General features: G+C 65.4%; 18 protein-coding genes and 1 CRISPR repeat array. Of the genes, 7 read left to right on the top strand and 11 right to left on the bottom strand.

The annotated features are described in order from the left end of the window. The first annotated feature begins 30 nt into the window (after positions 1-30). The 3 genes from DB032_RS16785 to DB032_RS16775 all read left to right on the top strand — a co-directional run bounded on the left by DB032_RS16785 (position 31) and on the right by DB032_RS16775 (position 4684). Positions 31-201, top strand: coding sequence for an acetyltransferase (locus DB032_RS16785; protein WP_107732822.1), 171 nt, complete (start codon positions 31-33; stop codon positions 199-201). Then, positions 198-566 (top strand): type II toxin-antitoxin system death-on-curing family toxin, encoded by a 369-nt coding sequence (locus tag DB032_RS16780; RefSeq protein WP_107800474.1) that lies wholly within the window; start codon positions 198-200, stop codon positions 564-566. Before DB032_RS16785 ends, DB032_RS16780 begins: the two co-directional genes overlap by 4 nt. 233 nt (positions 567-799) lie before the next feature. Next, positions 800-4684 carry a non-ribosomal peptide synthetase gene (locus tag DB032_RS16775; protein ID WP_107800473.1) on the top strand — a complete coding sequence of 1295 codons (3885 nt, stop codon included), beginning with the start codon at positions 800-802 and terminating at the stop codon, positions 4682-4684. 71 nt (positions 4685-4755) lie between these two features. Here the strand turns inward: DB032_RS16775 and DB032_RS16770 are convergent, their stop codons facing one another. Beyond that, positions 4756-5664 (bottom strand): DUF6216 family protein, encoded by a 909-nt coding sequence (locus tag DB032_RS16770; protein WP_107800472.1) that lies wholly within the window; start codon positions 5662-5664, stop codon positions 4756-4758. A 94-nt stretch (positions 5665-5758) separates the two neighbouring features. Further along, positions 5759-6866: a CRISPR direct-repeat array (repeat unit 28 nt; unit sequence TTTCTAAGCTGCCTATCCGGCAGTGAAC). Positions 6867-7072: 206 nt separating this feature from the next. Between DB032_RS16770 and cas1f the strand changes: the two genes are divergently transcribed. Both cas1f and cas3f read left to right on the top strand, forming a co-directional pair. Next, the gene (gene cas1f, locus DB032_RS16765; protein WP_107800471.1) at positions 7073-8047 is read left to right on the top strand and encodes a type I-F CRISPR-associated endonuclease Cas1f; all 975 of its coding nucleotides are present in this window, start codon (positions 7073-7075) and stop codon (positions 8045-8047) included. Continuing rightward, a complete protein-coding gene (gene cas3f, locus DB032_RS16760; RefSeq protein ID WP_107800470.1) occupies positions 8044-11403 on the top strand; it encodes a type I-F CRISPR-associated helicase Cas3f in 3360 nt (1119 codons plus the stop codon). The genes cas1f and cas3f overlap by 4 nt, the downstream gene beginning before the upstream one ends. Before the next feature lie 67 nt (positions 11404-11470). On the opposite strand, the gene DB032_RS16755 is transcribed toward cas3f, so the two are convergent. From DB032_RS16755 to DB032_RS16735, 5 genes are all read right to left on the bottom strand, one after another. Continuing rightward, the gene (locus DB032_RS16755) at positions 11471-12244 is read right to left on the bottom strand and encodes an ABC transporter ATP-binding protein (protein ID WP_107800469.1); all 774 of its coding nucleotides are present in this window, start codon (positions 12242-12244) and stop codon (positions 11471-11473) included. Further along, positions 12241-13305, bottom strand: a complete 1065-nt coding sequence (locus DB032_RS16750; RefSeq protein ID WP_107800468.1) for an iron ABC transporter permease — start codon at positions 13303-13305, stop codon at positions 12241-12243. Before DB032_RS16750 ends, DB032_RS16755 begins: the two co-directional genes overlap by 4 nt. Continuing rightward, positions 13302-14411 (bottom strand): ABC transporter substrate-binding protein, encoded by a 1110-nt coding sequence (locus DB032_RS16745; RefSeq protein ID WP_048408875.1) that lies wholly within the window; start codon positions 14409-14411, stop codon positions 13302-13304. The genes DB032_RS16750 and DB032_RS16745 overlap by 4 nt, the downstream gene beginning before the upstream one ends. Before the next feature lie 160 nt (positions 14412-14571). Then, positions 14572-14862, bottom strand: coding sequence for a DUF2218 domain-containing protein (locus DB032_RS16740; protein WP_227104831.1), 291 nt, complete (start codon positions 14860-14862; stop codon positions 14572-14574). Between the two features lie 151 nt (positions 14863-15013). After that, positions 15014-17107, bottom strand: coding sequence for a TonB-dependent receptor domain-containing protein (locus DB032_RS16735; RefSeq protein WP_158274332.1), 2094 nt, complete (start codon positions 17105-17107; stop codon positions 15014-15016). 326 nt (positions 17108-17433) lie between these two features. On the opposite strand from DB032_RS16735, the gene DB032_RS16730 reads away from it, so the two are divergent. Both DB032_RS16730 and DB032_RS16725 read left to right on the top strand, forming a co-directional pair. Further along, on the top strand, positions 17434-17748 hold the full coding sequence (locus tag DB032_RS16730; protein ID WP_146176701.1) for a hypothetical protein: 315 nt from the start codon (positions 17434-17436) through the stop codon (positions 17746-17748). Between the two features lie 73 nt (positions 17749-17821). Continuing rightward, positions 17822-18256 carry a DUF411 domain-containing protein gene (locus DB032_RS16725; RefSeq protein WP_233246728.1) on the top strand — a complete coding sequence of 145 codons (435 nt, stop codon included), beginning with the start codon at positions 17822-17824 and terminating at the stop codon, positions 18254-18256. A gap of 352 nt (positions 18257-18608) precedes the next feature. On the opposite strand, the gene DB032_RS16720 is transcribed toward DB032_RS16725, so the two are convergent. The 5 genes from DB032_RS16720 to DB032_RS16700 all read right to left on the bottom strand — a co-directional run bounded on the left by DB032_RS16720 (position 18609) and on the right by DB032_RS16700 (position 25372). After that, the gene (locus DB032_RS16720; protein WP_158274331.1) at positions 18609-19892 is read right to left on the bottom strand and encodes a ferric reductase-like transmembrane domain-containing protein; all 1284 of its coding nucleotides are present in this window, start codon (positions 19890-19892) and stop codon (positions 18609-18611) included. Positions 19893-19978: 86 nt separating this feature from the next. Then, complete coding sequence (locus DB032_RS16715) at positions 19979-21394, bottom strand: efflux transporter outer membrane subunit (protein WP_107800463.1); 1416 nt, start codon at positions 21392-21394, stop codon at positions 19979-19981. Continuing rightward, positions 21391-22491: an ABC transporter permease gene (locus DB032_RS16710; protein WP_107800462.1), complete on the bottom strand. Its 1101-nt coding sequence runs from the start codon at positions 22489-22491 to the stop codon at positions 21391-21393. The genes DB032_RS16715 and DB032_RS16710 overlap by 4 nt, the downstream gene beginning before the upstream one ends. A gap of 11 nt (positions 22492-22502) precedes the next feature. Then, a complete protein-coding gene (locus DB032_RS16705; protein WP_107800461.1) occupies positions 22503-23636 on the bottom strand; it encodes an ABC transporter permease in 1134 nt (377 codons plus the stop codon). Further along, positions 23633-25372 carry an ATP-binding cassette domain-containing protein gene (locus DB032_RS16700; RefSeq protein ID WP_107800460.1) on the bottom strand — a complete coding sequence of 580 codons (1740 nt, stop codon included), beginning with the start codon at positions 25370-25372 and terminating at the stop codon, positions 23633-23635. The genes DB032_RS16705 and DB032_RS16700 overlap by 4 nt, the downstream gene beginning before the upstream one ends. Position 25373 lies beyond the last annotated feature (1 nt).

Genomic DNA, 25373 nt, shown 5'->3' with positions numbered 1-25373 from the left:
CACCTTTTGCCAGCAGTAAGGAAAGTAATGATGAGCAAAACAGCTAAAAACTATGGAATTGCACTGAAGACGCGCAAAGGGCCGGTCAAGCCGGTAGAGCTGGATTTGAGCGGCGAACCCGGCGTGCGCATTGTCAAGACTGCGGCCAAGCGGGTGATCCAGCGCCACAAAAAAGTGATCAAGGCGCTGGCGGATCGATGATCAATCCACGCGTGGTGGTGCAGTTGCATGATGCCATTTTGGACATGGAGCCAGGGCTGGCGGGCATGCATGACATTGGGCCGCTGGAGGGCGCGTTGGCGCGAGTGGATAACAAGATCCGCTATGAGGGGATGGAGGATATCTTCGATATCGCCGCCATGTATGCGGTGGCCATTGCTCGCGGCCATTGCTTCAATGACGCCAATAAACGGACCGCGCTGGTGACGGCGCTGACTTATCTGGACTTGCAAGGCGTGGTGATTCTGCGTAGTGCCAAGCTGGAAGACATTATGGTGGATGTCGCTTCCGGGGCCTTGGCGGTGACGGAACTGGCTACGATTCTTTACTCACTGGCTAATTCATAGCTATCAGAATCTCAAAGGGCGTTTAGCCAATGTGCCCGCTAGCGGCATTGTGAATGCATGCTTGCTGCGGCGTCCTGCTATTTAGGAGAAGGACGCGCAGTGCTTTGCTGCGTAGTGAGGCTTATCAATTCAATATTGATAATCATTCCCATTTATAGTGTAAGATTGCTGCTCTCATTTGATCTGCCCACGCATCATAGCGCTGGCATGGAACCGCAACGGCACGCCTTCTTATGACTTTGACCGCTTCTCGCCTCCCCGTCAGCGCCGCGCAGCACGGCATCTGGATGGGACAGCAACTTTCCCCGGACAACCCGAGTTACCTCACCGCCGAAGCCACCGAGCTGCGCGGCGCGCTGGACCTGGACGCCTTGCGCGACAGCGCCGCCGAGGTGTTGGCCAATTGCGCGGCGCTGAACATGCGCTTCGAGTTTGACGGCAGCCAGCTGTGGCAGCAGCCGGTGGCCGCGCAGGCGGAGATACCCTGCCTGGACTTCAGCGCGGAAGCGGAACCGGAAGCGGCGGCGCGGGCCTGGGTGGCTCAGGCGCTGGCGCGGCCGTGCGATCCGGCGCGGGACGCGCTCTATCTGGGAGCGGTGCTGAAGCTGGGGCCGGAGCGGCACTGGTGGTATCTGCAGACCCACCATATCGCGCTGGACGGCTTCGCCTACGGCCTGCTGAGCCAGGCGCTGGCGGCGCGCTACAGCGCCCGCGTCAAGCAGCAGGCCTTGCCGCCGCTGGCGGATTGGTCGCTGGACAAGATCGTCGCCGCCGATCACGACTACCAGGCCAGCGAGGCCTGCGCGCAGGACCGCGCCTTCTGGCTGCAGCGCCAGGGCCGGCAGCCGGCGGCCAGCACGCTGGCGCCCGCCGCCTTGCTGGCGGACGGGGTGAACAAGGCCGAGCAATGGCTGAGCCCGGCGCAGATCGCCGCCTGGCAGGCTTCGGCCAAACAGCACGGCGTGGACTGGGGCGCCTGGCTGCTGGCGGCGGTGGGCGCCTGGCTGGCCAAGCGCAGCGGCCGCCGCGCGCTGACCCTGGGCCTGCCGGTGATGAACCGCCTGGGCACGCCGGCGCTGGCGGTGCCGTGCATGGCGATGAATATCGCGCCGCTGAGCCTGCGGCTGGACGAAGAGCTGGGCGCGGCGGAGCTGAGCCGCCAACTGGCGGACAGCCTGCGCGCGATCCGGCCGCATCAGCGCTACCGCTACGAGCAGCTGCGCGGCGATCTGGCGCGCGTCGGCGGCCAGCAGCGCTTGTTCGGCGCAGTGGTGAACCTGATGCCTTTCGACCGCCGCGCGCCGTTCGCCGGCCTGGACAGCCGGGTGCTGCCGCTGGGCTCCGGCCCGGTGGAAGATGTGTCGATCAATTTCAGTCTGTTGAACACCGAATGGCGGCTGTGCCTGGAAGCCAACCCCAACGCCTATCCACAGACGGAGCTGGACGGCCTGCGCGACGACTTGCTGGCCTGGCTGGACGCCTGGGCCGGCCGCGCGCCGGACGCCGCGCTGAGCGAGTTGCTGCCTGAGCTGCCGCCGCTGAGCGTGCTGGACGGCGCGGCGCTGGAGCGCGAGCCGCGGGAGGTGCTGAGCCTGATCCGCGCCGCCGCCGCCGCGCGGCCGGACGCGACGGCGCTGGAACAGGACGGCGAGCGCCTGTCCTACCGCGAGCTGTTGCAGCGCGTGCTGCAACTGGCCGGCCGCTTGCAAGCCGCCGGCCTGCAGGCGGAGGAGCGGGTGGCCATCGTGCTGCCGCGCAGTCCGGAAGCCATCGTCGCCATCCTGGCCACGCTGTGGGCCGGCGGCTGCTATGTGCCGCTGGACCCGCACGGCCCGCCGACGCGGCTGGCCATGGTGCTGGACGACGCGCAGCCGCGGCTGGCCGTCACCCTGAGCGCCTGGCGTCCGCTTTTGGGCGAAGTGCCGGCGCTATGCCTGGACCTGCCGCCGCAACAGGACGCGCTGGCCGCCGCGGACCCGGCGCCGGAAGCCGGCCAAGCCGCTTACCTGCTCTACACCTCCGGCTCCACCGGCAAGCCCAACGGCGTGCTGGTCAGCCACGGCGCGCTGGCTCAGTTCGTCAGCAGCGCCGGCCAGCTGTACCGCATCGGCGCCGACGAACGCATTCTGCAATTCGCGCCGCTGCATTTTGACGCCAGCATCGAGGAAATCTTCCTGGCGCTGTGCCATGGCGGCACCCTGGTGCTGCGCACCGACGCGATGCTGGAATCCATGCCGGCCTTCGCCGCCGCGGTGGCGCGCCAGCGCATCAGCGTGCTGGACCTGCCCACCGCCTTCTGGCACGAACTGGCCTTCGCCTTGCAGCCGGAGCTGGCCGCGCAGCTGGCCAGCGTGCGGCTGACCATCATCGGCGGCGAAGCCGCGCTGCCGGAACGCGCCGGCCGTTGGCAGGCGCTGTTGCCCAGCAGCGTGCTGCTCAACAGCTATGGTCCCACCGAGGCCTCCATCATCGCCACCAGCGCCATTCTGTCCGGTCCCGGCGCGGTATGGGACGGCGGCGACAGCGTGCCCATCGGCCTGCCGCGCCCCGGCGTGCGCGCCGCCATCGTGGACGAGCGCCTGCAGCCGGTGGCGCAGGGCGAGGACGGCGAACTGTGCCTGCTGGGCGAGGCGCTGGCCATCGGCTACTTGGGCCGCGAAGAACTGACCGCGCGCCGCTTCGTCACCTTGGACGCGCTGCCCGGCGCGCCGCGCGCCTACCGTACCGGCGACCGCGCACGGCTGAGCGACGGCCAGCTGCGCTTCCTGGGCCGGCTGGATCATGAAATGAAAATCAGCGGCCTGCGCATCGACCCGGCCGAAATCGAAAACGCGCTGCTGGCCTGCCCGGAGGTGCGCGAGGCCGCGGTGGTGGGCCTGCCGCTGGCCGGCGGCGGCTATACGCTGGCCGCCTTCCTCAGCGGCGGCGAGACCGAGCCGGCGACGATGCGCTCGCGCTTGGCCGAGGTGCTGCCGGCGGCGGCGATCCCGGATCACTGGCGCTGGCTGGACAGCCTGCCGCGCAACGTCAACGGCAAGATAGACCGCAAGCAGCTGGCCGCCGGCATGGAAGCGCAAGCGCCAACCGCGGCGGAAGACGCCAGCCCGCTGGAGCGCCAGGTGATGGAGGTGTGGCAGCAAGTGTTGGGCGTCACCCCGCCCAGCCGCCACGCCAACTTCTTTGAACTGGGCGGCAAATCGCTGCAAGCCATCCAGGTGGCCAACCGGCTGGCGCAGCGCCTGAACCGCGAAGTGGCGGTGTCCGCGCTGTTCAGCCACAGCACGGTGGCGGCGCTGGCGCAGGCGCTGAGCGCGCCCGCCGCGCACCGGCCGCCGTCCGCCAGCGAAGGCCAGGAATTCGCGCCGCTGCTGACCATCCAGCCCGGCGCGCTGCCGGCGCTGTTCTGCCTGCACCCGGCGGAAGGCCTGTCCTGGTGCTATCTGGGCCTGGCCAAACACCTGCCCGGCGTGGCCATCTACGGCTTGCAGGCCACCGGCATCACCGGCGACAAGCCGGCCAGCTTCGACGCCATGGTGGCGGACTACGTGGCCCGCGTGCGCGAAGTCCAGCCGCAAGGGCCGTACCGGCTGCTGGGTTGGTCCCTGGGCGGCGGGCTGGCGCAGGCGATGGCGGCGCAGCTGCGCGCCGCCGGCGAAACCGTGGAACTGGCGGCGCTGATGGACAGCTATCCGACCGCCAGCTGGCAGGGCCGGCCGCAACCGACATTGCACGACGCGCTGGTGACGGTGCTCAGCGTCAACGGCGAAGTGGACGCCGACGAGAACGGCCAGCCGCTGGACAATGAGGCGATCTACCAGCGCCTGCTGCGCCCCGGCAGCCCGCTGGCGCCGCTGGGCCGCGCCGCGCTGGAACGGCTGGGCGCGGCCTCGCTGCACGGCATGCAATTGTTCCGCGACAGCCAAACCCCGCCTTACGACGGCGACGTGCTGCTGTTCCGCGCCGGCATCCACCCGGAAGACGCGCCCAAGCCGGAAGATTGGCGGCCCTTCCTCGGCGGCACGCTGGAGTGCGTGGAACTGGACTGCGACCACTTCGGCATGAGCGATCCGGAGCCAATGCGAAGGATAGGCGAGGAATTGGCGCGGCGGCTGGCTTGAGCCGAGCCGGCTTGATGAAAAACGCCGTTCACCTTGGGTGAGCGGCGTTTTTATCTGTACTGTCAGGTCGTTCATTCGCTGGCAACAGGATCTGCTTGCTTATGGCTTGCCGGGGATGGGGCCGTCATCTCCGCTGCGGCGGGGAGAGGCTCAGTGGTGAGCTGGCCTCTTTCTTCCTGCTTCGCTTGAAGTGCTTTTTGACGACGAATCATCTCCTTCGCACTGACACAACGGCGCAATGGCTGCACGGTTAGGAATAGGAAGAAACCGGTATAGGCGCTTAGAAATAAGAGCAGCATGCGTTGCTTTGATACGGTGTCGCTGATCGCCTTGGGGTAATTGGTCTGCTTGAAGAATTTGCAAAAAATTTGGGCGTCGTCAGGGGAGAAACCCGTGGCCGGGAGCGAGGCCTTGGCGCAGTCGCTTTCACTGATTTTGTTCTTGCCCCATAAGCCGGTGATGGTTTTTTGGCTGCTGGCAAAGAACCAGGTCTTGCTTTCCGTGGTGGCATAGAGCCCGTCGTCTATGCCGGTGCTGGCAACACCGCTGGCGGTGAGGATGCCCAGCACGAGAACAGCTAGCAGTAGGGCGATGCTGCCTAACCTATTGGGCGAGGTGATATTGCCGGGCTCGCTGAGCTTGAAGTAATGCCCGCAGCGTTTGACGTCGTCGATATCCTCGTTGTGCTTGGCCGCCCATTGGATCAGCGTCAGCATTTCTTGTTTGGTGCGGATCTTAAGCCCGGTCAGGGTGCGGAACTTCATGATGGCGTTTCTTTCATCCAGAAAGTCCGCCAGCAGTTTGTCGTTGATCTCTTTCTTGCCGCCCACAATGCGCCATAGCAGCGTCAAGGGAATGTGGTAGGACTGAGTGCGCAGCACCACGAACAGAATGGCCAATACCGGCAGCGCGCCCAGGAAGATGGCGGTGAGGGGCGAGATCAGCTTGGATGCCTGATTGACGTAGTCAATGTATTCCACGGCCACTCCTTTGGTGATTTTATTGGCATATTTTATCCTTTGGGAGTGGCTTTGTTCAGGCGGCTGATCAAGAAAAATGCCCCATCAGGGGCGTTTTGTTTGCGGGCTAGCTGGCAGTGAACGCGGTAACTCGCCAGGATCAGTTCTCTCCCGTTTCTAAGCTGCCTATCCGGCAGTGAACCAGGAACCGCAGACCTTTATCGCGCAGCAAGATTTCTAAGCTGCCTATCCGGCAGTGAACCATCAGCAACCAACCGAGAGGCAAACGCCCATTTTCTAAGCTGCCTATCCGGCAGTGAACATTCATATACGGTATAAGCGGTATTGACATTATTTCTAAGCTGCCTATCCGGCAGTGAACGCATATTCAGCCGCTCACGCCGATGGCCGCCTTTTCTAAGCTGCCTATCCGGCAGTGAACAAACGGTCTACATCTACGGATACGACCGTGAATTTCTAAGCTGCCTATCCGGCAGTGAACGGTGCCAACGCCCCAGGCGCTCCACACCCGCATTTCTAAGCTGCCTATCCGGCAGTGAACTAGATTACTGATCGGCCAAATCAAGATCACGCATTTCTAAGCTGCCTATCCGGCAGTGAACTGAGCGAATACGACATCCCGCTGACCCTGCCTTTTCTAAGCTGCCTATCCGGCAGTGAACTCCCACTGTTGGGCGATTTGCTCGACGATCGCTTTCTAAGCTGCCTATCCGGCAGTGAACGCCAATCAACCGGTGCTCCAGCCCTACTTGCTTTTCTAAGCTGCCTATCCGGCAGTGAACAGCGGCACGCGGGTGTTCGCGCGGGATGGAGGTTTCTAAGCTGCCTATCCGGCAGTGAACTTCCACTTCGACGCCGAGTACGGCTCGGTCCTTTTCTAAGCTGCCTATCCGGCAGTGAACAAGTCATTGCGCTGACTGACCGCGCCTTTGTTTTTCTAAGCTGCCTATCCGGCAGTGAACGCACGGCGATGAAGAAGTTCAAGGACGACGAATTTCTAAGCTGCCTATCCGGCAGTGAACGCTTCGGCTGCTTCTTCGTGTGTGGGTAGTTTTTTCTAAGCTGCCTATCCGGCAGTGAACCCGTTTCTGAGGCTTATCGTTACTTGAAACAATTTCTAAGCTGCCTATCCGGCAGTGAACGGTGTATTGCAGCTCAACGCTGCCTTCGCCCATTTCTAAGCTGCCTATCCGGCAGTGAACTAGAGTCTACACCGCCCACAGTCCTTATGGCGTGGGCATTCTCAGCGATTCTTCCGGCTTTGACCCAAATTTTAAGCTTATCGCTAAGTCATTGTTTTTAAATGTTGCTCCCAGGGGGCAGAAAAAAAGGGTAGACCGCGCTGGCTGTCCCTGCGCTCATGCCCATGGCAAGATGCGCTGTCGCGTTCCATCCCGAAGGATTCGCCGTGTCCGATTTTTCCCCGTCCGATCTCAAGACCATTCTGCATTCCAAGCGCGCCAATCTTTACTACCTGCAGCACTGCCGGGTGCTGGTCAATGGCGGGCGGGTGGAATACGTCACCGACGCGGGCAAGGCTTCGCTGTACTGGAATATCCCCATCGCCAACACTAGTTGCATCCTGCTGGGCACCGGCACCTCGGTGACGCAGGCGGCGATGCGGGAGCTGGCCAAGGCCGGGGTGATGGTGGGGTTTTGCGGCGGGGGCGGCACGCCCTTATTCAGCGCCAATGAGCTGGAGCAGGAGGCGGCGTGGTTTGCGCCGCAAAGCGAGTACCGGCCCACGGAATATCTGCAGTACTGGGTGCGTTTCTGGTTTGACGACGCGCAGCGGCTGGCTGCGGCCAAGGATGTGCAGCTGGCGCGGCTGGGCTGCTTGCAGCGGCATTGGCTGGGCAGCCGCGCCTTGCGCGAAGCCGGTTTTTTGGTGGAGGAGGCCGGTCTGGAGGCGGCCTTGCAGGCTTCGCGCCAGGCGATTGCCCAGGCGCCGGACCATGCGCATTTGCTGACCGAGGAGGCGCGGCTGACCAAGCTGTTGTTCCGCTTGGCGGCGCAGGCCACCGGTTATGGCGATTTCAGCCGCACCAAGCGCGGCGCCGGCACGGACCCCGCCAATGCTTTTCTGGATCACGGCAATTACCTGGCTTACGGCCTGGGCGCCACCGCGGCCTGGGTGCTGGGTTTGCCGCACGGCCTGGCGGTGTTGCACGGCAAGACCCGGCGCGGCGGGCTGGTGTTCGACGCGGCGGATCTGGTCAAGGACGCGTTGATCCTGCCGCAGGCCTTTGTTTCCGCGATGCGCGACGACGATGAGCAGACTTTCCGCCAGGCCTGCATCGAGGCGCTGACCCGCGGCGAGGCGCTGGATTTCATCATCGACACCTTGAAGGATATTGCCGAGCGGCGGGGGCGGGCGGCATGAATATCCTGCTGATTTCACAATGCGACAAGAAGGCGCTGACGCGCAGCCGGCAGATTCTGGACCAGTTCGCCGAGCGTCGCGGCGATCGCGTCTGGCAAACGCCGATCACCCAGGCCGGGCTGGACACGCTGCGGCGCTTGCTGCGCCAGAGCGCGCGGAAGAACACCGCGGTGGCCTGCCACTGGATACGCGGCCAGGACCATAGCGAGCTGCTGTGGATCGTCGGCGACGCCAGCCGCTTCAACGCCGACGGCGCCACACCCACGCACAGCACCCGCCGCAATGTGCTGCGCAGCGCGGACGAGAACGATTGGCACAGCGGCGAGGACATCCAGCTGCTGGCCGACCTGGCGGCCTTGCTGCACGACCTGGGCAAGGCCAGCCAGGCGTTTCAGCAACGGCTGCGCGGCGAGCGGAGCGAGCGCAATCTCTACCGCCACGAGTGGGTGTCGTTGCGCTTGTTTCAGGCCTTTGTCGGCAATGACGACGACGCCGGCTGGCTGGCGCGCTTGCGACAGCCGACGGAGCAGGACCATGCCAGCTGGCTGGCGCGTTTGCAGGCGGACGGCATGGGGGAGGCGTGCGAACCGCCGTTTTCCCGTCTGCCTCCGCTGGCCGCCGCGGTGGGCTGGCTGGTGCTGACGCATCACCGGCTGCCGCTGATGCCGGAGTTCGAGCAGGAGCGGCAATGCCGCTTGGGCGGCAAGCTGGAGGGTTTTCAAAGCCGCATGCTGTTGAATATCCCCGCTCATATCGACGCGCGCTGGAACGAATGGCGGGAGGCGGAGGCCGAGCCGGCGCAGCTGGCGCCGTACTGGCGTTTCCCGCAGGGTCTGCCGGTGAACACGCCGGCCTGGAGCCGCCGCGCCGCGCGGCTGGCGGACAAGCTGGCCGCGCGCCTGACCGCGCGCGGCGAGACGCGCTGGCTGGACAATCTTTACGCGATGCACGTGGCGCGGCTGAGTCTGATGCTGGCGGATCACCATTTTTCCAGCCTGGATTATGCCCAGCTGCGGCACAAGCGCGGCCAGGCCGGCTATCCGCTGTGGGCGAATACCCATGGCTGGTCCGGCGATTTCAATCAGCCGCTGGACGAGCATTTGCTGGGCGTGGCGGAGCAGAGCGCCTTGGTATGCCGCGCCTTGCCCGGTTTTGAGCGCGAGCTGCCGCGGCTGTCGCGGCGCAAGCGTTTGCAGCAACGCAGCGCAGATGCGCGCTTCCGCTGGCAGGACCGCGCCGCGGATCTGGCCGCGGGAATGCGCGCGCGGGCGGCGGAGCAGGGTGCTTTCATCGTCAATATGGCGTCCACCGGCTGCGGCAAGACGCTGGGCAATGCGCGGATCATGTACGCCTTGGCGGACCCGACGCTGGGCCTGCGTTGCGCGTTTGCGCTGGGCTTGCGCGCGCTGACGCTGCAAACCGGCCAAGCCTTCCGCCAGCGGCTGCGCCTGAACGAGGACGATCTGGCCATCTGCGTGGGCGGCAGCGCCAACACCCAGTTGTTCAAACACTATCAACGGCAGGCGGAGGCCAGCGGCTCGGCCTCGCGCCAAGCCTTGTGGGACGAGGGCGGCGAGGTGCGTTACGAGGCCGGCGGCGAGCACCCGCTGTTGTCGCGTGCGCTGCGCGATCCGCAAACGGCCAAGCTGCTGCAGGCGCCGCTGCTGGTGTGCACCATAGACCATCTGACGCCGGCTACGGAAAGCCAGCGCGGCGGGCGGCAGATCGCGCCCATGTTGCGGCTGATGAGCGGAGATCTGGTGCTGGACGAGCCGGACGATTTCGACCTGGCGGATTTGCCGGCGCTGACCCGGCTGGTGCATTGGGCCGGCTTGCTGGGCAGCCGGCTGCTGCTGTCGTCCGCCACCTTGCCGCCGGCGCTGATCGAAGGCTTGTTCGAGGCCTATCTGGCTGGCCGCCGTCAGTTCCAGGCTAATCGCGGCCAGCCGGGGCGGCCGCTGGCGGTATGCTGCGCCTGGGTGGATGAACAGGACCGGGCCCAGGAAGACTGCGCCGATGTCGACGCTTTCCGCCGGCGGCAAGGTCAGTTCGCCGGCCGGCGCGCCGATTGGCTGGCCACGCAGCCGGCGCGGCGCAACGCTGAACTATTGCCGTTGAGTTTTGGCCAGGGGCAGGCGCCGGCCTTGCGTCGGGAGTTCGCCGCCCAGTTGCAGCCGGCCATCGAGCGCTTGCACCGGCTCAATCAGCAGCGGGACCCGATCAGCGGCCAGGCGGTCAGCTTTGGCCTGGTGCGCATGGCCAATATCCAGCCCTTGTTCGAAGTGGCGCTGACCTTGTACGCGCTGCCGTGGCCGGCACACTGGCAGCTGCATTTATGCGTCTACCACTCGCAATACCCGTTGATGTTGCGTTCCGCCATCGAGCGCCAGTTGGACCAGGCGCTGAACCGCGAACAAGCGGAAGCGGTGTTCAGGCTGCCGGCCATCCGTCGCGAGCTGGACGCTGAGCCGGAGCGCGAGCATGTGTTCATCGTGCTGGGCTCGCCGGTAACCGAGGTGGGTCGGGACCACGATTACGACTGGGCGATCGTCGAGCCCTCGTCGATGCGTTCGCTGATCCAGTTGGCCGGCCGGCTGCGCCGCCACCGTCCGGATCCGTGGGACAAGGTGAATGTGCTGATTGCCGAGCGCAATCTGCGCAGCGTGGAACAGCCGAAGAGGTCATCAGGAAAATCACTGGCTTTCTACCAGCCAGGCTTTGAGAGCGATGAGTTTGCCTTGGACAGCCATCTATTGAGCGAACTGCTGGAGGAGGACGAGTACCGGCATCTGGACGCGCGGCCGCGCATCGTGCAGCCGGAGCCCTTGCGGCCGACGCGGCGCTTGTCGCATCTGGAGCATGCGCGGCTGGCGCAGATGATGTCGCCGGCCGGCAAGGCCAAAGCCGCCAGCAGCCGGCCGGGGCGGGAGGGTCAGGCCATCGCGCCCTTGGGCGCGTATAGCTGTTGGCAGCAGCCGCAGGCGCTGCTCAGCGGAGTGCTGGCGCAGCAGCAGCCTTTCCGCGCCGGCGGCGAGCCGGAGGTGGATTTGCTGTTATTGCCCACCGAGGACGGGGACGATTACGCGCTGCACCGGGTGGAAAGCCGGCCCTGGCCGGAGCCGCCGCATTTCACGCCGGTGGAGGCCAGCCTGAACCAGCGGGTGCAGGAGGCGGCGTTGACGCAGCCGAATATCCGGCCCTGGGGCGTCAGCGATTATCCGGCGGCCTTGGCCGAGCTGGCGGCGGAACTGGGCATGGAGCTGGACGCCTGCGCGCGGCGCTTTGGCGGGCTGAGCTTGCCGCAGTCGGACAATGGCTGGCGCTTCCATCCGGCGCTGGGGTTTTGCAAGGCTTGAGGCGCGCTGGCAATGAAAACGGCCGAGGCGGCGAGCGTATCGCCGGGGGCCTCGGCCGTGTGGGGGCTCAGCGCAAACCGCTGTGCAGCCCGTCCACCAGCACATGCGGCACGCCCTGGGAGCAGCGCTCCACCCGGCCGCTGACGCCGTAGACGCGGCGCAGGCTTTGGCTGTCTATCACCTCGTCCGGTGCGCCGTTGGCTTGCAGCGCGCCGTCCTTCAGCATCAGCACCCGGTCGCAGTGGCGCAGCGCCACATTGAGGTCGTGCAGCACAATGACGGTGACCATGCCGCGGCGGCGGGTTTCGCGGCGCAGCAAGTCCATCACGTGGAACTGGTAGTTGAGGTCCAGCGCCGACAGCGGCTCGTCCAGCAGCAGCACCGCCGGTTCGCGGATCAGCGCCTGGGCGATGCCCACCAGCTGGCGCTGACCGCCGGACAGCTGGTCCAGGTAGCGCAGCGCCAGTTGCTCGATGCCCAGCGATTGCAGCAGCGCGAACACCTGTTGGTCGTCATGGCGGCGCGACAGGCCGGCGGCGGTGGCCTGGCCGGCCACCATCAGCGATTCGAACACCGACAGATGCACGCTGGGCGGCAGGGTTTGCGGCAGGTAGGCCACTTCGCCGCGCTGGCGGCTGAGCGCGCGCTGGTCCAGGCGGACGTCGCCACTGCTGTGCTGCAGGCCGGCCAAGGCGCGCAGCAAGGTGGACTTGCCGCTGCCGTTGGGGCCCAGCAAGGCCGTGATGTCGCCCGCCCGCAGACAGGGCACGTCCAGCCCGCGTATCACCTGACGCTTGCCGTAGCTGACCGAGAGTTGATGGATGGACAGAGCGGAGCTCATTGGCGGCCTCCGTTGCGCAGCACGATGGCGATGAAGAAGGGGATGCCCACCAGCGAGGTGACGATGCCCACCGGCACGATGACGCCGGGCACCAGATTCTTGGTCACCACCGAGGCCATGGACAGGATGGCGGCGCCGGTCAGCGCGCTCACCGGCAGGTAGAAGCGGTGATCCTCGCCCACCAGCCGGCGCGCGATATGCGGCGCGATCAGGCCGATGAAGCCTATGGTGCCGACGAAGGCCACCGCCAGCGCGGTGAGCAGGCTGGCGCGCAGCAGCGAGCTGAGCCGCAGCCGGCGCACATTGATGCCGAAGCTGGCGGCGCGGTCTTCGCCCAGCCGCAGCGCGGTCAGCCGCCAGGACTGGCTCAGCGACCAGGGCAGGATCAGCGCGAAAGCGCCGAACAGCAAAGCGATCTTGGGCCAGTCCGCGCGCGAAAGGCTGCCCATCAGCCAGAACACCAAGTCTTGCAGCGAGTCCGCGGTGGAGACGAATTGCAGCAGGGACACCAGGGCGTTGAAGCTGAAGAACAGCGCGATGCCGAACAGCACCACGCCGCTGGTGGGCATATTGCTCCAGCGCGCCACCACGTCCAGCAGCAGCGCGGAGCCGAGCGCGAACACGAAGGCGTTGACCGGCAGCATCCACGGGCCGGGGATGCCGGGGAGGCTGACGTCCAGCAGGATGGCCAGCGCCGCGCCGAAGGCGGCCGCCGGCTGCAGGCCCAGGGTGAACGGGTCCGCCAGCGGGTTGTGCAGCACGGTCTGCATTTCGGCGCCGGCCAGACCCAGCGCCAGGCCGGCGGCGATGGCGATCAGCGCATAGGGCAGGCGGATCTGCCAGACGATCACCTCGGTGGCCGGATCGGCGGCGGCCGGGTGCCACAGCGTCTGCCAGAATTCGGCCAGCGGCATGCCGCTGGCGCCGGTGGTGACGTCCAGCGTCAGCGAGACGGCGAGCAGGCTCAGCAGCACGGCCACCAGCAGCAACCGACGCAGCAGGGTGCGGCGGTAGTCCGCCGCCACCATGGCGGCGGAAAGCGTTAGGGTTTCGCCGCTCATTTAACGCCCTTGACCCAGTAAGTGCCTTGCGGCTCTATGGCCAGGAAGTCGCGGTGCAGCTGCTTCCAGCTGGCGTCCGGGTCCAGCTTGGCGAAGCGCGCCGGTTGCAGTTCCTTGGCGAAGGCTTCCAGCAGCACGATGTGGTAAGGCGTGTTGTAGAAGTGGTGCCAGGCGCCGAAGGTGCGGCCTTCGCGCACCGCGCGCAAGGCGCCCACCGGGCTGCGCGCGGCGGTGCGCTTGAGCGAGGCTTGCGCCTGCGCCGCGCTGATGTTGGCGCCGAACTGAATGCCGGTCTTGTCGGCGGCGTCCGCGGTGCCGGTGCCGATGTAAAGATCCGGATTGCTGGCCAGCACATGCTCCATATTCACTTCGCCCACCGCGCCGGGAATCAGCTTGTCGGCGATATTGACGCCGCCGGCGGCGTCCACCAGCTCGCCCAGGCTGCCGCGGCCGGCGCTGGTGACGTTGCTGAAGGCGCCGGCGCGCAGGTCCAGGAAGGCCTTGGGCTTTTGCTGCGCCGGGATGGCGGCGACGACTTTGCGGATGGCGTCCATCTTGCCCTGGTAGAAGCGGATGAAGCGCTCGGCCTCGGCCTCGCGCTGCAGCGCCTTGCCCATGATGCGCAGGCTGGGCACGGTGTGTTCCAGCGGCGCGTTGCGGAAATCGACGAAGACCACCGGCACCTTGGCCGCCTGCAATTGCTGCACGATGGGGTTGTTCAGGCCCGGGCCGTGGCCGGAGATGCTGAACACGGCGATGTCGGGGCGCAGCGTCAAGACTTTTTCGGCGCTGACCGAGTTTTCGCTGGTCTTGCCGATCAGCGGAATCTGGTCGATGGCCGGGAAGCGCTGCTTGTACTGGGCGTAGGTTTGCGGGTCCAGTTGGCGGAAGTCGCCCTGCCAGCCGGCGATGCGGGCGATGGGCTGCTTGCCTTCCAGCAGGGCCAGCGCGTAGAACAGCCGGCCTTCGCCCAGGAGGATGCGGTTGACCTTGGCCGGCACTTCCACTTTACGGCCGGCGATGTCGGTGACGGTGGCGGCTTGGGCCGCCAGCGTGGCCGCGGCCAGCGCGCCGGCCAGCAGCAGACGGGAGAACAGTGTTTTCATTGTGATTCCTTGAGCGATACGGCTCCGCTGCCAAAGCCCGCCGCGGTGGAGAGGGCGGGTGGACGGGCTTTAGCCGTGGAGCGGGTGGCAAGCATCATACAGAAACGGGAGCCGCCGGGCAGGCCCGGCGCGCTCGGAAAACGCGGCTGGGCTGGGGTTCTTACTCGGTCTTGGCCCAATCCAGTTTCAAGTCCGGCGTCTTGGCCATCAGGCCCAGGTGCTCGTCCATGATGAATTCGATCTTGGCCAGCTTGTCGGCGGCGTCGGCGGCACAGATCATGTCCAGGGTGTCGTCCTGGCGCTGAATCCGGCATTCGCCGATGGGGAAGTGCACATGGGCCTGGTGGCTGTCGAACTCCACCGGGACTTTCAGCGCGTAGTGCTTGCACAGCTTGTACAGCACCTTGTCGGCATTGGGCGTGGTCAATTGGGCGCGGCTGCTCAACATCATCAATTCTCCAATCGTAAAAACGGGAACAGGCAGTTGGCGAATCCGGTGGATTCGGCAACTGCCGTGCGGTGTTTCCGGCCCGTCCGGGGACGGGCCGTCAGGGTGCGGCTTAGAAGCTGTTCACGGTGTTTGTGAACCCGTGAACACCTTCTTAGAACTTGCCGGTCAAGGTCAGCCAATAGCGGCGGCCCTCGTCGACCATCCAGTTGCCATCAAGACCGCCGTCGCGATCGCGGTTGTCGACAGCGACAGTACGGTCGGCCAGGTTGTACACGGCGAAGTTGACGTCAAAGCTCTTGTTCAGCTTGTAGCTGCCGCCAAAGTCCCAGGTGCTGGAACCGCCTCGGGTACGTACGTTGTTGGCGCCGTTGCGGAAGCCGGTGTAGTACTGTTTGCCCTCGAAGTTCATGCGCGTGTACAGATCCAGCTTTTCCATCGGTGCCCAAGCCAGTTTCACATTGCCGGAGTGTTCCGGTGTTTTATCCAGCGGTTTGCCATCGAGAGAGTGACCATCAAAAGTGGTTTCTTTGCCGCCTTCGCGTTTGGACTTGGTGTAGGTGTAATTACCGGATAGCGTCCATTTCGGCATGAAGGTCCAACTGCTGGACAGTTCTAGGCCACGGATGTTTACCGAGTCAACATTGTCATATACATAGACAGTTTGCGGAGTGCCTTGAACCGGTGGAACGAGGGGGTTGACGACGCCAGTATCGAAGCTGACGACTTTGTTCTTAAAGTCGTTATTGAACAAAGTAGCGTTTGCGCTCAAGCCTTTCTCGTTATCAAAGTACAAGCCCACTTCATAAGAAGTGCTTTCCTCTGGCTTCAGGTTTGGATTGCCGCATAGCGTGCCGCGTTTTTTGGAGGAAGACCCCGTCGGCATGCAGAAGTTCGCGCTGCTTTGGCGAATGGTTGGTGCTTTGAAGCCTTTACCTACGCCGCCTTTTAGTGTCCATTGCGAGCTGAGGTGGTCAACAAAATACAAGCGCGGAGTAAAGTGTGTGCCGAAAGTGCTATGGTGATCGACTCGCGCACCCGCAGTAATGGTGAGGCTATCGGTTGCCTCATAGCTGTCTTCTGCAAATAAGGCCCAAGTATTGACTGTGACTTTGTCGGGATTAGCAGCGCCTTTGTAGCCACGAATTGCTTCGGTATTGCTCAGCCCACTAGCCTCCTGATTACCGAATTGGACCCCCGTCTTAAGGGTATGGCGATCCAATAAGAAGGAAAGTTGGCCATCCAAAATAGTGTTAGTGACCTTGATATTTTGATTGTTGCTGACATTGTTAATGTCTTGACGACTCTTTTCTATCTCTTGATAAAGAGAGAGATTAGAACGGACATTGCTATATTTACCATTGTGGCTGAGGCTCCAGTGGTCGCGGGTATCCAATTTGTCGTACTTGTTATCACCTGCTAAAGATTTGCCGGGTGTTGTGGTCTTGCGAAGCTTATTATGACCAGCTTCAAAAGTAATGTCGTGGTCTTGGTTAGGAGTGAACGTCAGCTTGGCATTAATATCAGCTACGTGATTAGTATCCTTGCCGCCTACATCACCAGGAGAGTAGTAGATACTATCTTCGGCTTGGTTGTTCAGCGCGCCGTAGACTTGCAGCGACAGCAGGTCTTTCATTAGCGGACCGCCCAGCCAGAAGCTGCTCTGACCGGTATTGCCTTCGTTCGAATGTTCGGTGATGGTGCCGCCCAGCGTCATCGAGCCATGCCATTCCTTGGGGGCTTTGCGGGTGATGATGTTGACCACGCCGCCCATGGCGTCGGAACCGTATAGCGAGGACATCGGGCCGCGCACCACTTCGATGCGCTCAATCGCCTCCATCGGCGGGATCTGGTATTGCTGGAAACCGCCGGTGCCGCGGCTGCGAGCCTCGCGGGTATTTTGGCGGCGACCATCCACCAAAATCAGCGTGTATTCGCCGGGCATGCCGCGGATGGAGATATCTTTGTCCGTTGGGTCTGCGCCATTGATGCTGACGCCTTCCAGATCACGAATGGCGTCGGTCAGGTTGGTGAACGGTTTCTTTTCCAGATCTTCGCGGGTAATCACCGAGATGCTGGCCGGGGCTTGTTTGATTTTTTGCTCGTAACCGGAAGCGGTGACCACGACCGAGGGCAGCGTGGCTTCGACTTCCGCCGCGTGGGCGGCGGGCAGGTAGAGGGCGGAAACCGCCGCGGACAACAGGGCAAGGCGCACGCCGTGACGGGCGGCGGAGTCAAAGGTTTTCATTATCGTGGATACCTGGAAATCATCACATGAACGAAGCCCATTTGATCCGCGTCCCGGCAAGGCCGGCGCTGTGTGCATGCCGTTGGCGTTTAGTTTGCGCAAGGAATGTCAAATGGGACCATAAGTATCCCACCGAATTAATGCGAACGCAAATGCGAATCGTTATTGATTGAGGGTGTGATTGTACTCGGTCGCCACAAATCTGGCGCGGATATGACCTGGCTCAAACTTTGCGCGGGGTGGGAGAAATGGCGAAATGGCTTGGGAACCAAGGCGCTATCCGTCAGTCTCAAGCCTGTTCCGGACTCAGCGCTCTACCTGAATCGATGCCTATTCGTCTGCCCTTGCTACTGTTGCTAACGTGTCTGCTGCTCTTGCCGCAGGCGGGTTGGAGCATGGGCGGACGTATGGACGCCAGCGCGCCCTGCGTCTGGATGGCCGACGACGGCGCGGCTTGCCATACCCAGCCGGCCAGCGCCGCTCAGGCCGCCGCTTGCTGCCAGTTGCCGGCCGCCCCATGGCCGGCGGCGCCCAGCCTGCCCTTGCAGGCGATCCGCCCGGTGCTGCAGGCCAAGGCTGAAATAGTGTGGTCCGGTTTCATCCCCGCGCCGCCGGAGCGGCCTCCCCAATCTGTTGAATGATCCTTTTTTTGCGCCAACCGCGGTTTTGCGGGCTGGTTCGCTTTTTCATTCAAATAGCATTGGATTTCATCTCATGAATAAACGCATGTATTGGGCCGCCGCTGCGCTGGCCGTTTCCTTGATGTCCCCCGTGGTGGCCGCCGGCGGCGGCGTGATGCACAAGGACCCGTATTGTGGTTGCTGCACCGCCTGGGCCGAGCATATGCAGCAGAACGGCGTGGCGCTGCAAAGCCGCAACGAGGCGGATATGTCAGCGTTGAAGGCCCGCTTGAAGGTGCCGGCGGATCTGCGTTCCTGCCATACCGCCGAGATCGGCGGCTATGTGTTCGAAGGCCATGTGCCGGCGGATCTGGTGAAGAAGGTGCTGAAGGACAAGCCCAAGATCGTCGGCCTGGCGGTGCCGGGCATGCCGATGGGCAGCCCGGGGATGGAGGGGCCGAGCAAGCAGCCTTATCAGGTGTTGAGTTTTGATGGGCAGGGGAGGCGCAGCGTCTACGCCACGCGTTAAGACCCGCTAACAAAACCCCCTGATCCTGCGTTGCGCCTCCTTGTCGTACGACTTGTACTGCCTGCGTCGGCGCACCTTGGCTCAGGTGCGCTGCGCGGTTTTGTTAGCGACTCTAAGAACCTGTTCATAGTCTGCTGCGCTGCGGCGGGATGGATAGAAAAGGGCGTTGGAAAAGACCTCAGAATGCTGATGTACCATATGTAGATTCCGCTTCTTCGGTCGTTTCCGCCTTGTCTCGCTCTAGCTCGCGAGACTTTGAACAGATTCTAGATTAGCGATGCGCCAGCCGCCTTGCAGCGGCTTGCTTGAGTGTATGACGGGCGTTCCGGCAGGTCGGAACGCCCGTCTTGCGTCAGCGCATTGAGAACGCCTCGTGGTGGAAAGCCGGGGCCTGCGCGCCGCGTTGTTTCAGGCCGCGCCGCAGCGCCTCGCCCAAGCCTTGCGGGCCGCAGAACCAGACCTCGTCCACTTCCGGCAGCATGTCGGCGTTCAACAGCGCGCCGGCTTCGCTTTCGATCAGATGTAGCCGCACGCCGTGCTGATGGCAGGCTTGCCGCACTTCTTCCAGCCGCGCCGCTTCGCCGCGGCTGCGCACACAATAGTAGAAATCCACGTCCAGTTGCTCTTCGGCCACTTCCCGGCTTTGCAGCCAGGCCAGGAAAGGGGTGACGCCGATGCCGCCGGCCACCCAGGCTTGGCGCGCGCCGCCGCGCGGCTGGAAGCGGCCGTAAGGGCCTTCCACGGTGACGGCCTGGCCGATCTGGAGTTCGGTTGGCAGGCGGCGGGTGTAATCGCCCAGCGCCTTGATGATGAAACGCAGCCGGCCGTCGCCATGGTCGGCGCTGGCGATGGTGAAGGGATGGGCGCCTTCGGCGGCGTCGAAGCTGACCAGGGCGAATTGTCCGGCGCGGTGGCCGGGCCAGGCGTCCATCTGGCAGATCACTTCCAACTGTCCGGCCGGCAGCGTTTCGACGCCGCACACCCGGCCGGCGCACTGGCTCTGCTTGCCGATGCGGCCGGCCAGCGAGTAGAGCGCGCAGCCGGAGCCGATCAGCATCAGCGCAGCCAGCAGCCAGCCCACCGGCTGCGCCCACATTTCGGCCGGCATCAGGATCAGGCCGTGGAAGGCGCCCATCAGGTAGAGCGGGGCGAACAGCTTGTGCAGCTTGCGCCAGAAGCGATAGGGCACGGCGCGCAGCAGCGCCAGGATCACCATGGCCAGCACCGCCCAGGCCGCCCATTCGCCCATGTCCTTGGCCAGCGAGACCAGCGGGTCTTTGCCGCCGCCGCCGCTTCTGATGCGGGGAGCGACCCAGTCCAGCGCCAGCATCAGCTTGGGCGACAGCTTGACCAGCCAGTGAGCCGCCAGCAGCAGGCCGGCGGCGATGCCCAGCTGCTTGTGCAGCGCGTAGAGGCGGTCCAGGCCGCCCAGCAGCGGTTCCAGCCAGCGCGGGCGCACGGCCAGCAGCATGGCGGCGCTCATCACGGCCATCAATTGCACGCCGCTGAGCAGCACCAGTTCGTGTCGCCATTGCCAGTAGTTGGCCGGCAGGCCGTTTTGCCACAGGCTGGCGGCGGCGTACAAGGCGCCGCTGGCGAGCAGCAGCAGGCTGAGCAGGGGGAGTCTACGGTTCATCGCCATGTCCTTTCTTGCGATAGGGGATTAAGGCGATTGGAACACCGCAAACTTAAGCGCAGCTTAAACGCGGCGCGGGGGCCGGTTTAGCGTGGCGGCTTGCCGGCCTGGGTGTCGCCGCCCAGCGCCTTGTACAGCGCGATCAGGTCGGCGGACAGCGTTTGCCGCGCGGCCAGCCGCTGTTCGCGCAGCGCGGCAAGCTGCAACTGCGCTTCCAGCACGTGGCTTTGCGCGGCCTCGCCGACGGCGACGCGCTGGCGGGCGTAGCCAAGCTGGCGTTGCAGCGCGGCTTCTCCCTCGGCCAGCCGCGCGTTCTGGACGCGGCCGGCCTGGCTGCGCAGCAGCGCGGTTTCCACATCGGCCAGCGCTTGCAGCACCGCCTTGCGGTATTGCGCCAGCGCGGCGTCGTAGCCGGCCTCGCGCGCCCGGACCTGGGCTTGCAGCCGGCCGCCGGCGAACAGCGGCAGGCTCAGTTGCGGCCCCAAACTCCAGTAGCGGCTGGCCTGGGAGGCGAAGTCGCCGGGGCGGACGCTGTCCCAGCCGCCGCTGGCCAGCAGGCTGAAACGCGGGTATTGCTCGGCCGCGGCCACGCCGATGTCGGCGCTGGCGGCCGCCAGCTGCCGTTCCGCGGCGCGCAGGTCCGGCCGGCGCAGCAGCAGTTCCGACGGCAGGCCGGCGGCGGGCGCGGCTGGCAGTGGAGGCTCCGGCGCGGCGGCGTCCAGCAGCGCGCGCAATTGTTCCGTCGGCAGCGCGGTCAGCGGGCCCAGTGCGGCGAGCGCGGCCTGGCGGGCGGCGAGCAGCGGTTGCAACTGCGCGTCGGCGCGCAGCCTTTCGGTTTCCGCCTGATCCAGTTCGCCGGCGCCGGCGAGGCCGGCCTGGACTTGCAGCCGGCTCAGCCGCGCCAGTTCCGCGCGCCAGCGGGCTTGGGCGGCGGCGTTGTCGGCACGCAAGCCCCAGTAGCGGTAGTCCAGCGCCAGCCGCGCGGTTTCGGCGGCCACGCGCAAGGCGGCGTCGGCGGCTTGTTCCCGGCTGGCGTCCAGCCGGGCGCGGCCGGCTTCCACGCTGCGGGCGGTATGGCCGAACAGATCGATTTCCCAACTGGCGTCGAAGCCGGCGCGGTAGTCGGTAAATAGGGTCTGCGGGTTGGCGAAGGGGATATTGGCCAGCGCTTCGCCGCGGCGGCTTAGTTGGTCGCGGCTGATGCGGCCGCCGGCGTTGAGTTGAGGCCATTGCGCGCCGGTGTTGATCTCCAGCGCGGCGCGCGCCTGGCGGATGTTGGCGTCGGCGCTGGCCAGGTCCGGGCTATGGCGCAGCGCGGCGCCGACCAGGTGGTTCAGCGCCGGGTCCTGGAAGGCCTGCCACCAGCCGGCGGCTTCCGGCTCGGTTTCCGCGCTGGCGGCGGGCAGCAGTTGCGCCGGCGTTGGCGGCCGGTAGTCGGGGCCGACGGCGCAGCCGGCGAGCAGGGCTAGCAAGACGCAGATGGCGAGGCGAGATGGATTCATTGTCCGCTCCGGTGACGGAAGATCAGGTAGGCCAGGCCAAGGGTGGCGGCGGCGATGAGCAGCAGCGGCCACAAATGTGGCCAGGCCTCGGCCGCGCCGTAGCCTTTGAGAAACAGGCCCTTGATCACGATGATGAAATGGCTGAGCGGGTCCGCGGCGCTGAGCGCGCGCAGCGGCCAGGGCATGTTTTCCACCGGCGCCATATAACCGGACAGAATCACCGCCGGGGCCATGAAGCCGAACACGCCGAGAAAGGCCTGCTGCTGGTTGGCGCACAGCGCCGAGATCAGCAGGCCGCAGCCGGACAGGGCCAGGCCGTAACACAGCATGGAAAGATAGAGCAGGGCGACGCCGCCGCCGAAGGGTACTTGGTAGATCCATACCGCGGCGGCGGAAATGACGCTGCCTTGCAGCGCGGCCACCAGCATGCCGGGCACGGCCTTGCCGGCCATGATGTAGCCGGGGGTCAGCGGGGTGACCAGCAATTGGTCGAACGTGCCTTCCTCGCGTTCGCGCGCCAATGACAGCGCGGTGACCATCAGACAGCCTATGGTGGTGATGATGGCCACCAGGCTGGGCAGCACGAACCAGCGGTATTCCAGATTGGGGTTGTACAGGTGACGGACCAGCAATTGGGCCGGCGGCGGTGCGGGGCTGAGTTCGCGTGCGTACTGGGCGACGATTTGCTGGGCGTAGCCGAAGGCGATTTGCGCGCTATTGGAGCGGCGGCCGTCGATGACGGCTTGCAGCGGCGGCGCGCTGCCTTGAGCCAGCCGCCGGGAGAAATCCGGCGGAATGCGGATGGCCAGCAGCGCTTGTTGGCGGTCTATGGCGTCGCGCAACTGGGCTTCGCTGCGGATATTGAGCAGCTGCGGAAAAGCCTGGGCCGCGGCCAGGCGCTGGGACAGTTCGATGGAGGCGGCGCCGCCGTCCTGGTTGTAGATGGCCAGGGTGCTGTTCTTGACTTCCAGCGTGGCGGCGAAGGGGAACAGCAGCAGTTGCAACAGCACCGGCATGATCAGCAGCCGGCGGCTTTGCGGGTTGGACAGCAGGGCCCGCAGTTCTTTGTGGATCAGGGTTAGCAGTGAGTGCCACATGAGAACCCTTTCTAACCGTCCAGCCGACGGCGGAATTTAAGCGCGGTAAGCCCCAGCCAGAAGGCCGCGGACAGCAGCAGCCAGACGGTGTTGAGCAACAACACCGGCCAGATGTCGCCGGCCTGGAACAGGGTTTGCAGCGCGTTGACGAAATAGCGCGCCGGCACCAGATAGGTGGCGGCCTGCACCGGCGGCGGCATGCTGTTGATCTCGAACACGAAGCCGGACAGCATGGTGGCCGGCAGGAAGGCGGCGGTGAGCGCGCCCTGGGCGGCGACGAACTGGTTGCGGGTGACGGTGGAGAGCAGCAGGCCCAGGCCGAGGGCGCTGCCCAGGAAGAGGCTGCTGACGATGAACAATAGCCACCAGGAGCCGCGCAGCGGCACGTCCATCAACAAGGTGGCCGCCAGCACGCAGACCAGCATCGCGGCCATGCCCAGCAGGTAATAGGGCAGGATTTTGGACAGCAGCAGTTCGGCGCGGGTCACCGGGGTGGACAGCAACGCCTCCATGGTGCCGCGTTCCCATTCGCGCGCCACCACCAGCGAGGTGAGCAGCGCGCCGATGATGGTCATGATCACCGAGATGGAGCCGGGCACCAGATAGTTGCGGCTGACGGTGTCGGGATTGAACCAGTAGCGCGGCTCCAGCCGCAGCGGGGCCGGCGGCGGCTGGCCGCGATCCTGCGCGCGCTGAGCCTGCCAGACCTGCCAGGCGCCTTGCAGGTAATTGGCCAGGAAGTTGGCGGTATTGGGCTCGGCGCCGTCGGTGAGCAGCTGCGCCGCGGCCGCGCCGCGTCCCTGGAGGGTTTTGGCGGAGAAGTCGGCGGGAATCACCACCATGCCGCGCACTTCGCCGGCGGCCAGCCGCGCGCGCATCTCGGCGCGGTCATGTCCGGCACGGACGTCCAGATAGGGCGAGCCCGCCAACGCGTCGGCGAAGCGGCGGGCTTCGACGCCGCTGTCTTCCAGCACCACGCCGATGCGCACCTTGTTGGCGTCCAGATTGATGCCGTAGCCGAAGATGAACAGTAGCACCATCGGCAGCACGAAGGCGATCAGGATGCTGCTGGGGTCGCGCACGATCTGCATGGCTTCCTTGCGGCACAAGGCCAGCAGGCGGGCGGGTTTGACGGCGGCGCTCATGCGGGGGCTCCGGCGCGGTCGTCGGCCGCCACCAGGCGGATGAAGGCTTCCTCCATGGTGATGTCTTCATCGACGCCGGCGGCCTGGCGCTTGAGCTGGTCCGGCGTGCCGCTGGCGATCAGCCGGCCGCGGTAGACCAGGCCGATGCGGTCGCAGTATTCGGCCTCGTCCATGAAATGGGTAGTGACCATCACGGTGACGCCCTTGTCCACCAGGCCGTTGATATGGGTCCAGAATTCGCGGCGGGTGATGGGGTCGACGCCGGAGGTGGGTTCGTCCAGAAACAGCAGCGGCGGCCGGTGCATCAGCGCGCAGGCCAGCGCCAGCCGCTGTTTGAAGCCCAGGGGCAGCGCGCCGGCGAGCATGTCCAGATAGGGCGCGAGCGCGAACACACGGACCATTTCGGCGACGGTGTCGCGTTGCGTCTGGCCGCTCAGGCCGTAGATGCCGGAGAAGAAGTCCAGATTGTGGGCGACGCTGAGATTGCCGTAGAGCGCGAATTTCTGCGCCATATAGCCCAACTGCCGGCGCGCGCGGCTGGCGCTGCGTTTCAGGTCTATGCCCATCACGCTGGCCTGGCCGGCGCTGGGCCGCAGCAGGCCGCACAGCATTTTGAAGGTGGTGGACTTGCCGGCGCCGTTGGGGCCGAGCAGGCCGTAGATCTCGCCGCGCCGCACCTGGAAGTCGATATTGTCGGCGGCGACGAAATCGCCGAAACGGCGTGTGAGCTGTTCGGCGCGGATCACTGCGTCCGGGTCCACGCCGGCGGGCAGTTGCGCCGGCGGCATCTGCTCGGCCAGGCCCGAGTCGCCGCCGGGGCCGCCGCCCAGCAGTTCGATGAAGGCGTCCTCCAGCCGCGGCGGAACCACGATGAAACAGGCGTCCGGCCCGGCCTGCAAGGCGCTCAGCTCAGGCGGCCGGCCGGCCTGGCGCAGCACCAGGCGCAGCGCCTGGCCCTGGATCACGCCGTCCAGCACTTGCGGCTGACGCAGTGCACGCCGCAGTATCTGACGAGGGTTGCCGGCGATGCCGTGCAGCTGCACGCTGCGGCCCTCCATGCGTCGGATCAGCTCGCCGGGCGCGCCGGCGTAGCTCAGCTGGCCGGCGTTGATCAGCAGCACTTCGTCGCAGCGTTCGGCCTCGTCCAGATAGGAGGTGCTCCACAGCACGGTCATGCCGCCGGCGGCCAGTTCGCCCACCATCTTCCACAGTTCGCGCCGGGAAATCGGATCGACGCCGACGCTGGGCTCGTCCAGCAGCAAGACCCTCGGCTCGCCCAGCAGCGCGCAGGCCAGGCCCAGCTTCTGCTTCATGCCGCCGGACAGTTTGCCGGCCGGCCGAGCGGTGAAACGGGCCAGGTCGGTGAAGGCCAGCAGGCGTTCGAAGCTGTGCCGGCGGCGCTCGCCGGCGACGCCGCGCAGATCGGCGTACAGCTCCAGGTTTTCCAGCACCGTCAGGTCTTCGTACAGGCCGAATTGCTGCGGCATATAGCCGATCAGCGCGCGCAGCGCGTCGCCGTCGGCGATGGGGTCCAGCCCTTCGACGCGGACGGCGCCGTCGCTGGCTTGCAGCAGGCCGGCCAGCAGCCGCAGCAGGGTGGTCTTGCCGGCGCCGTCCGGCCCGGCGAGGCCGGTGATCGCGCCGCGGCGTATCGTCGCGTCTATGCCGGCCAGCGCCTCGTGCGCGTCGAAGCGCTGGCGCAGCCCGCGCAGGACGATGGCGTTTTGCGCGTCCATC

Source organism: Chromobacterium sp. Panama (assembly GCF_003052555.1).
Taxonomy (GTDB): Bacteria; Pseudomonadota; Gammaproteobacteria; order Burkholderiales; family Chromobacteriaceae; genus Chromobacterium.
The sequence above is the reverse complement of the archived record's forward strand: the minus strand, read 5'-3'. Positions and strand labels throughout refer to the sequence as shown.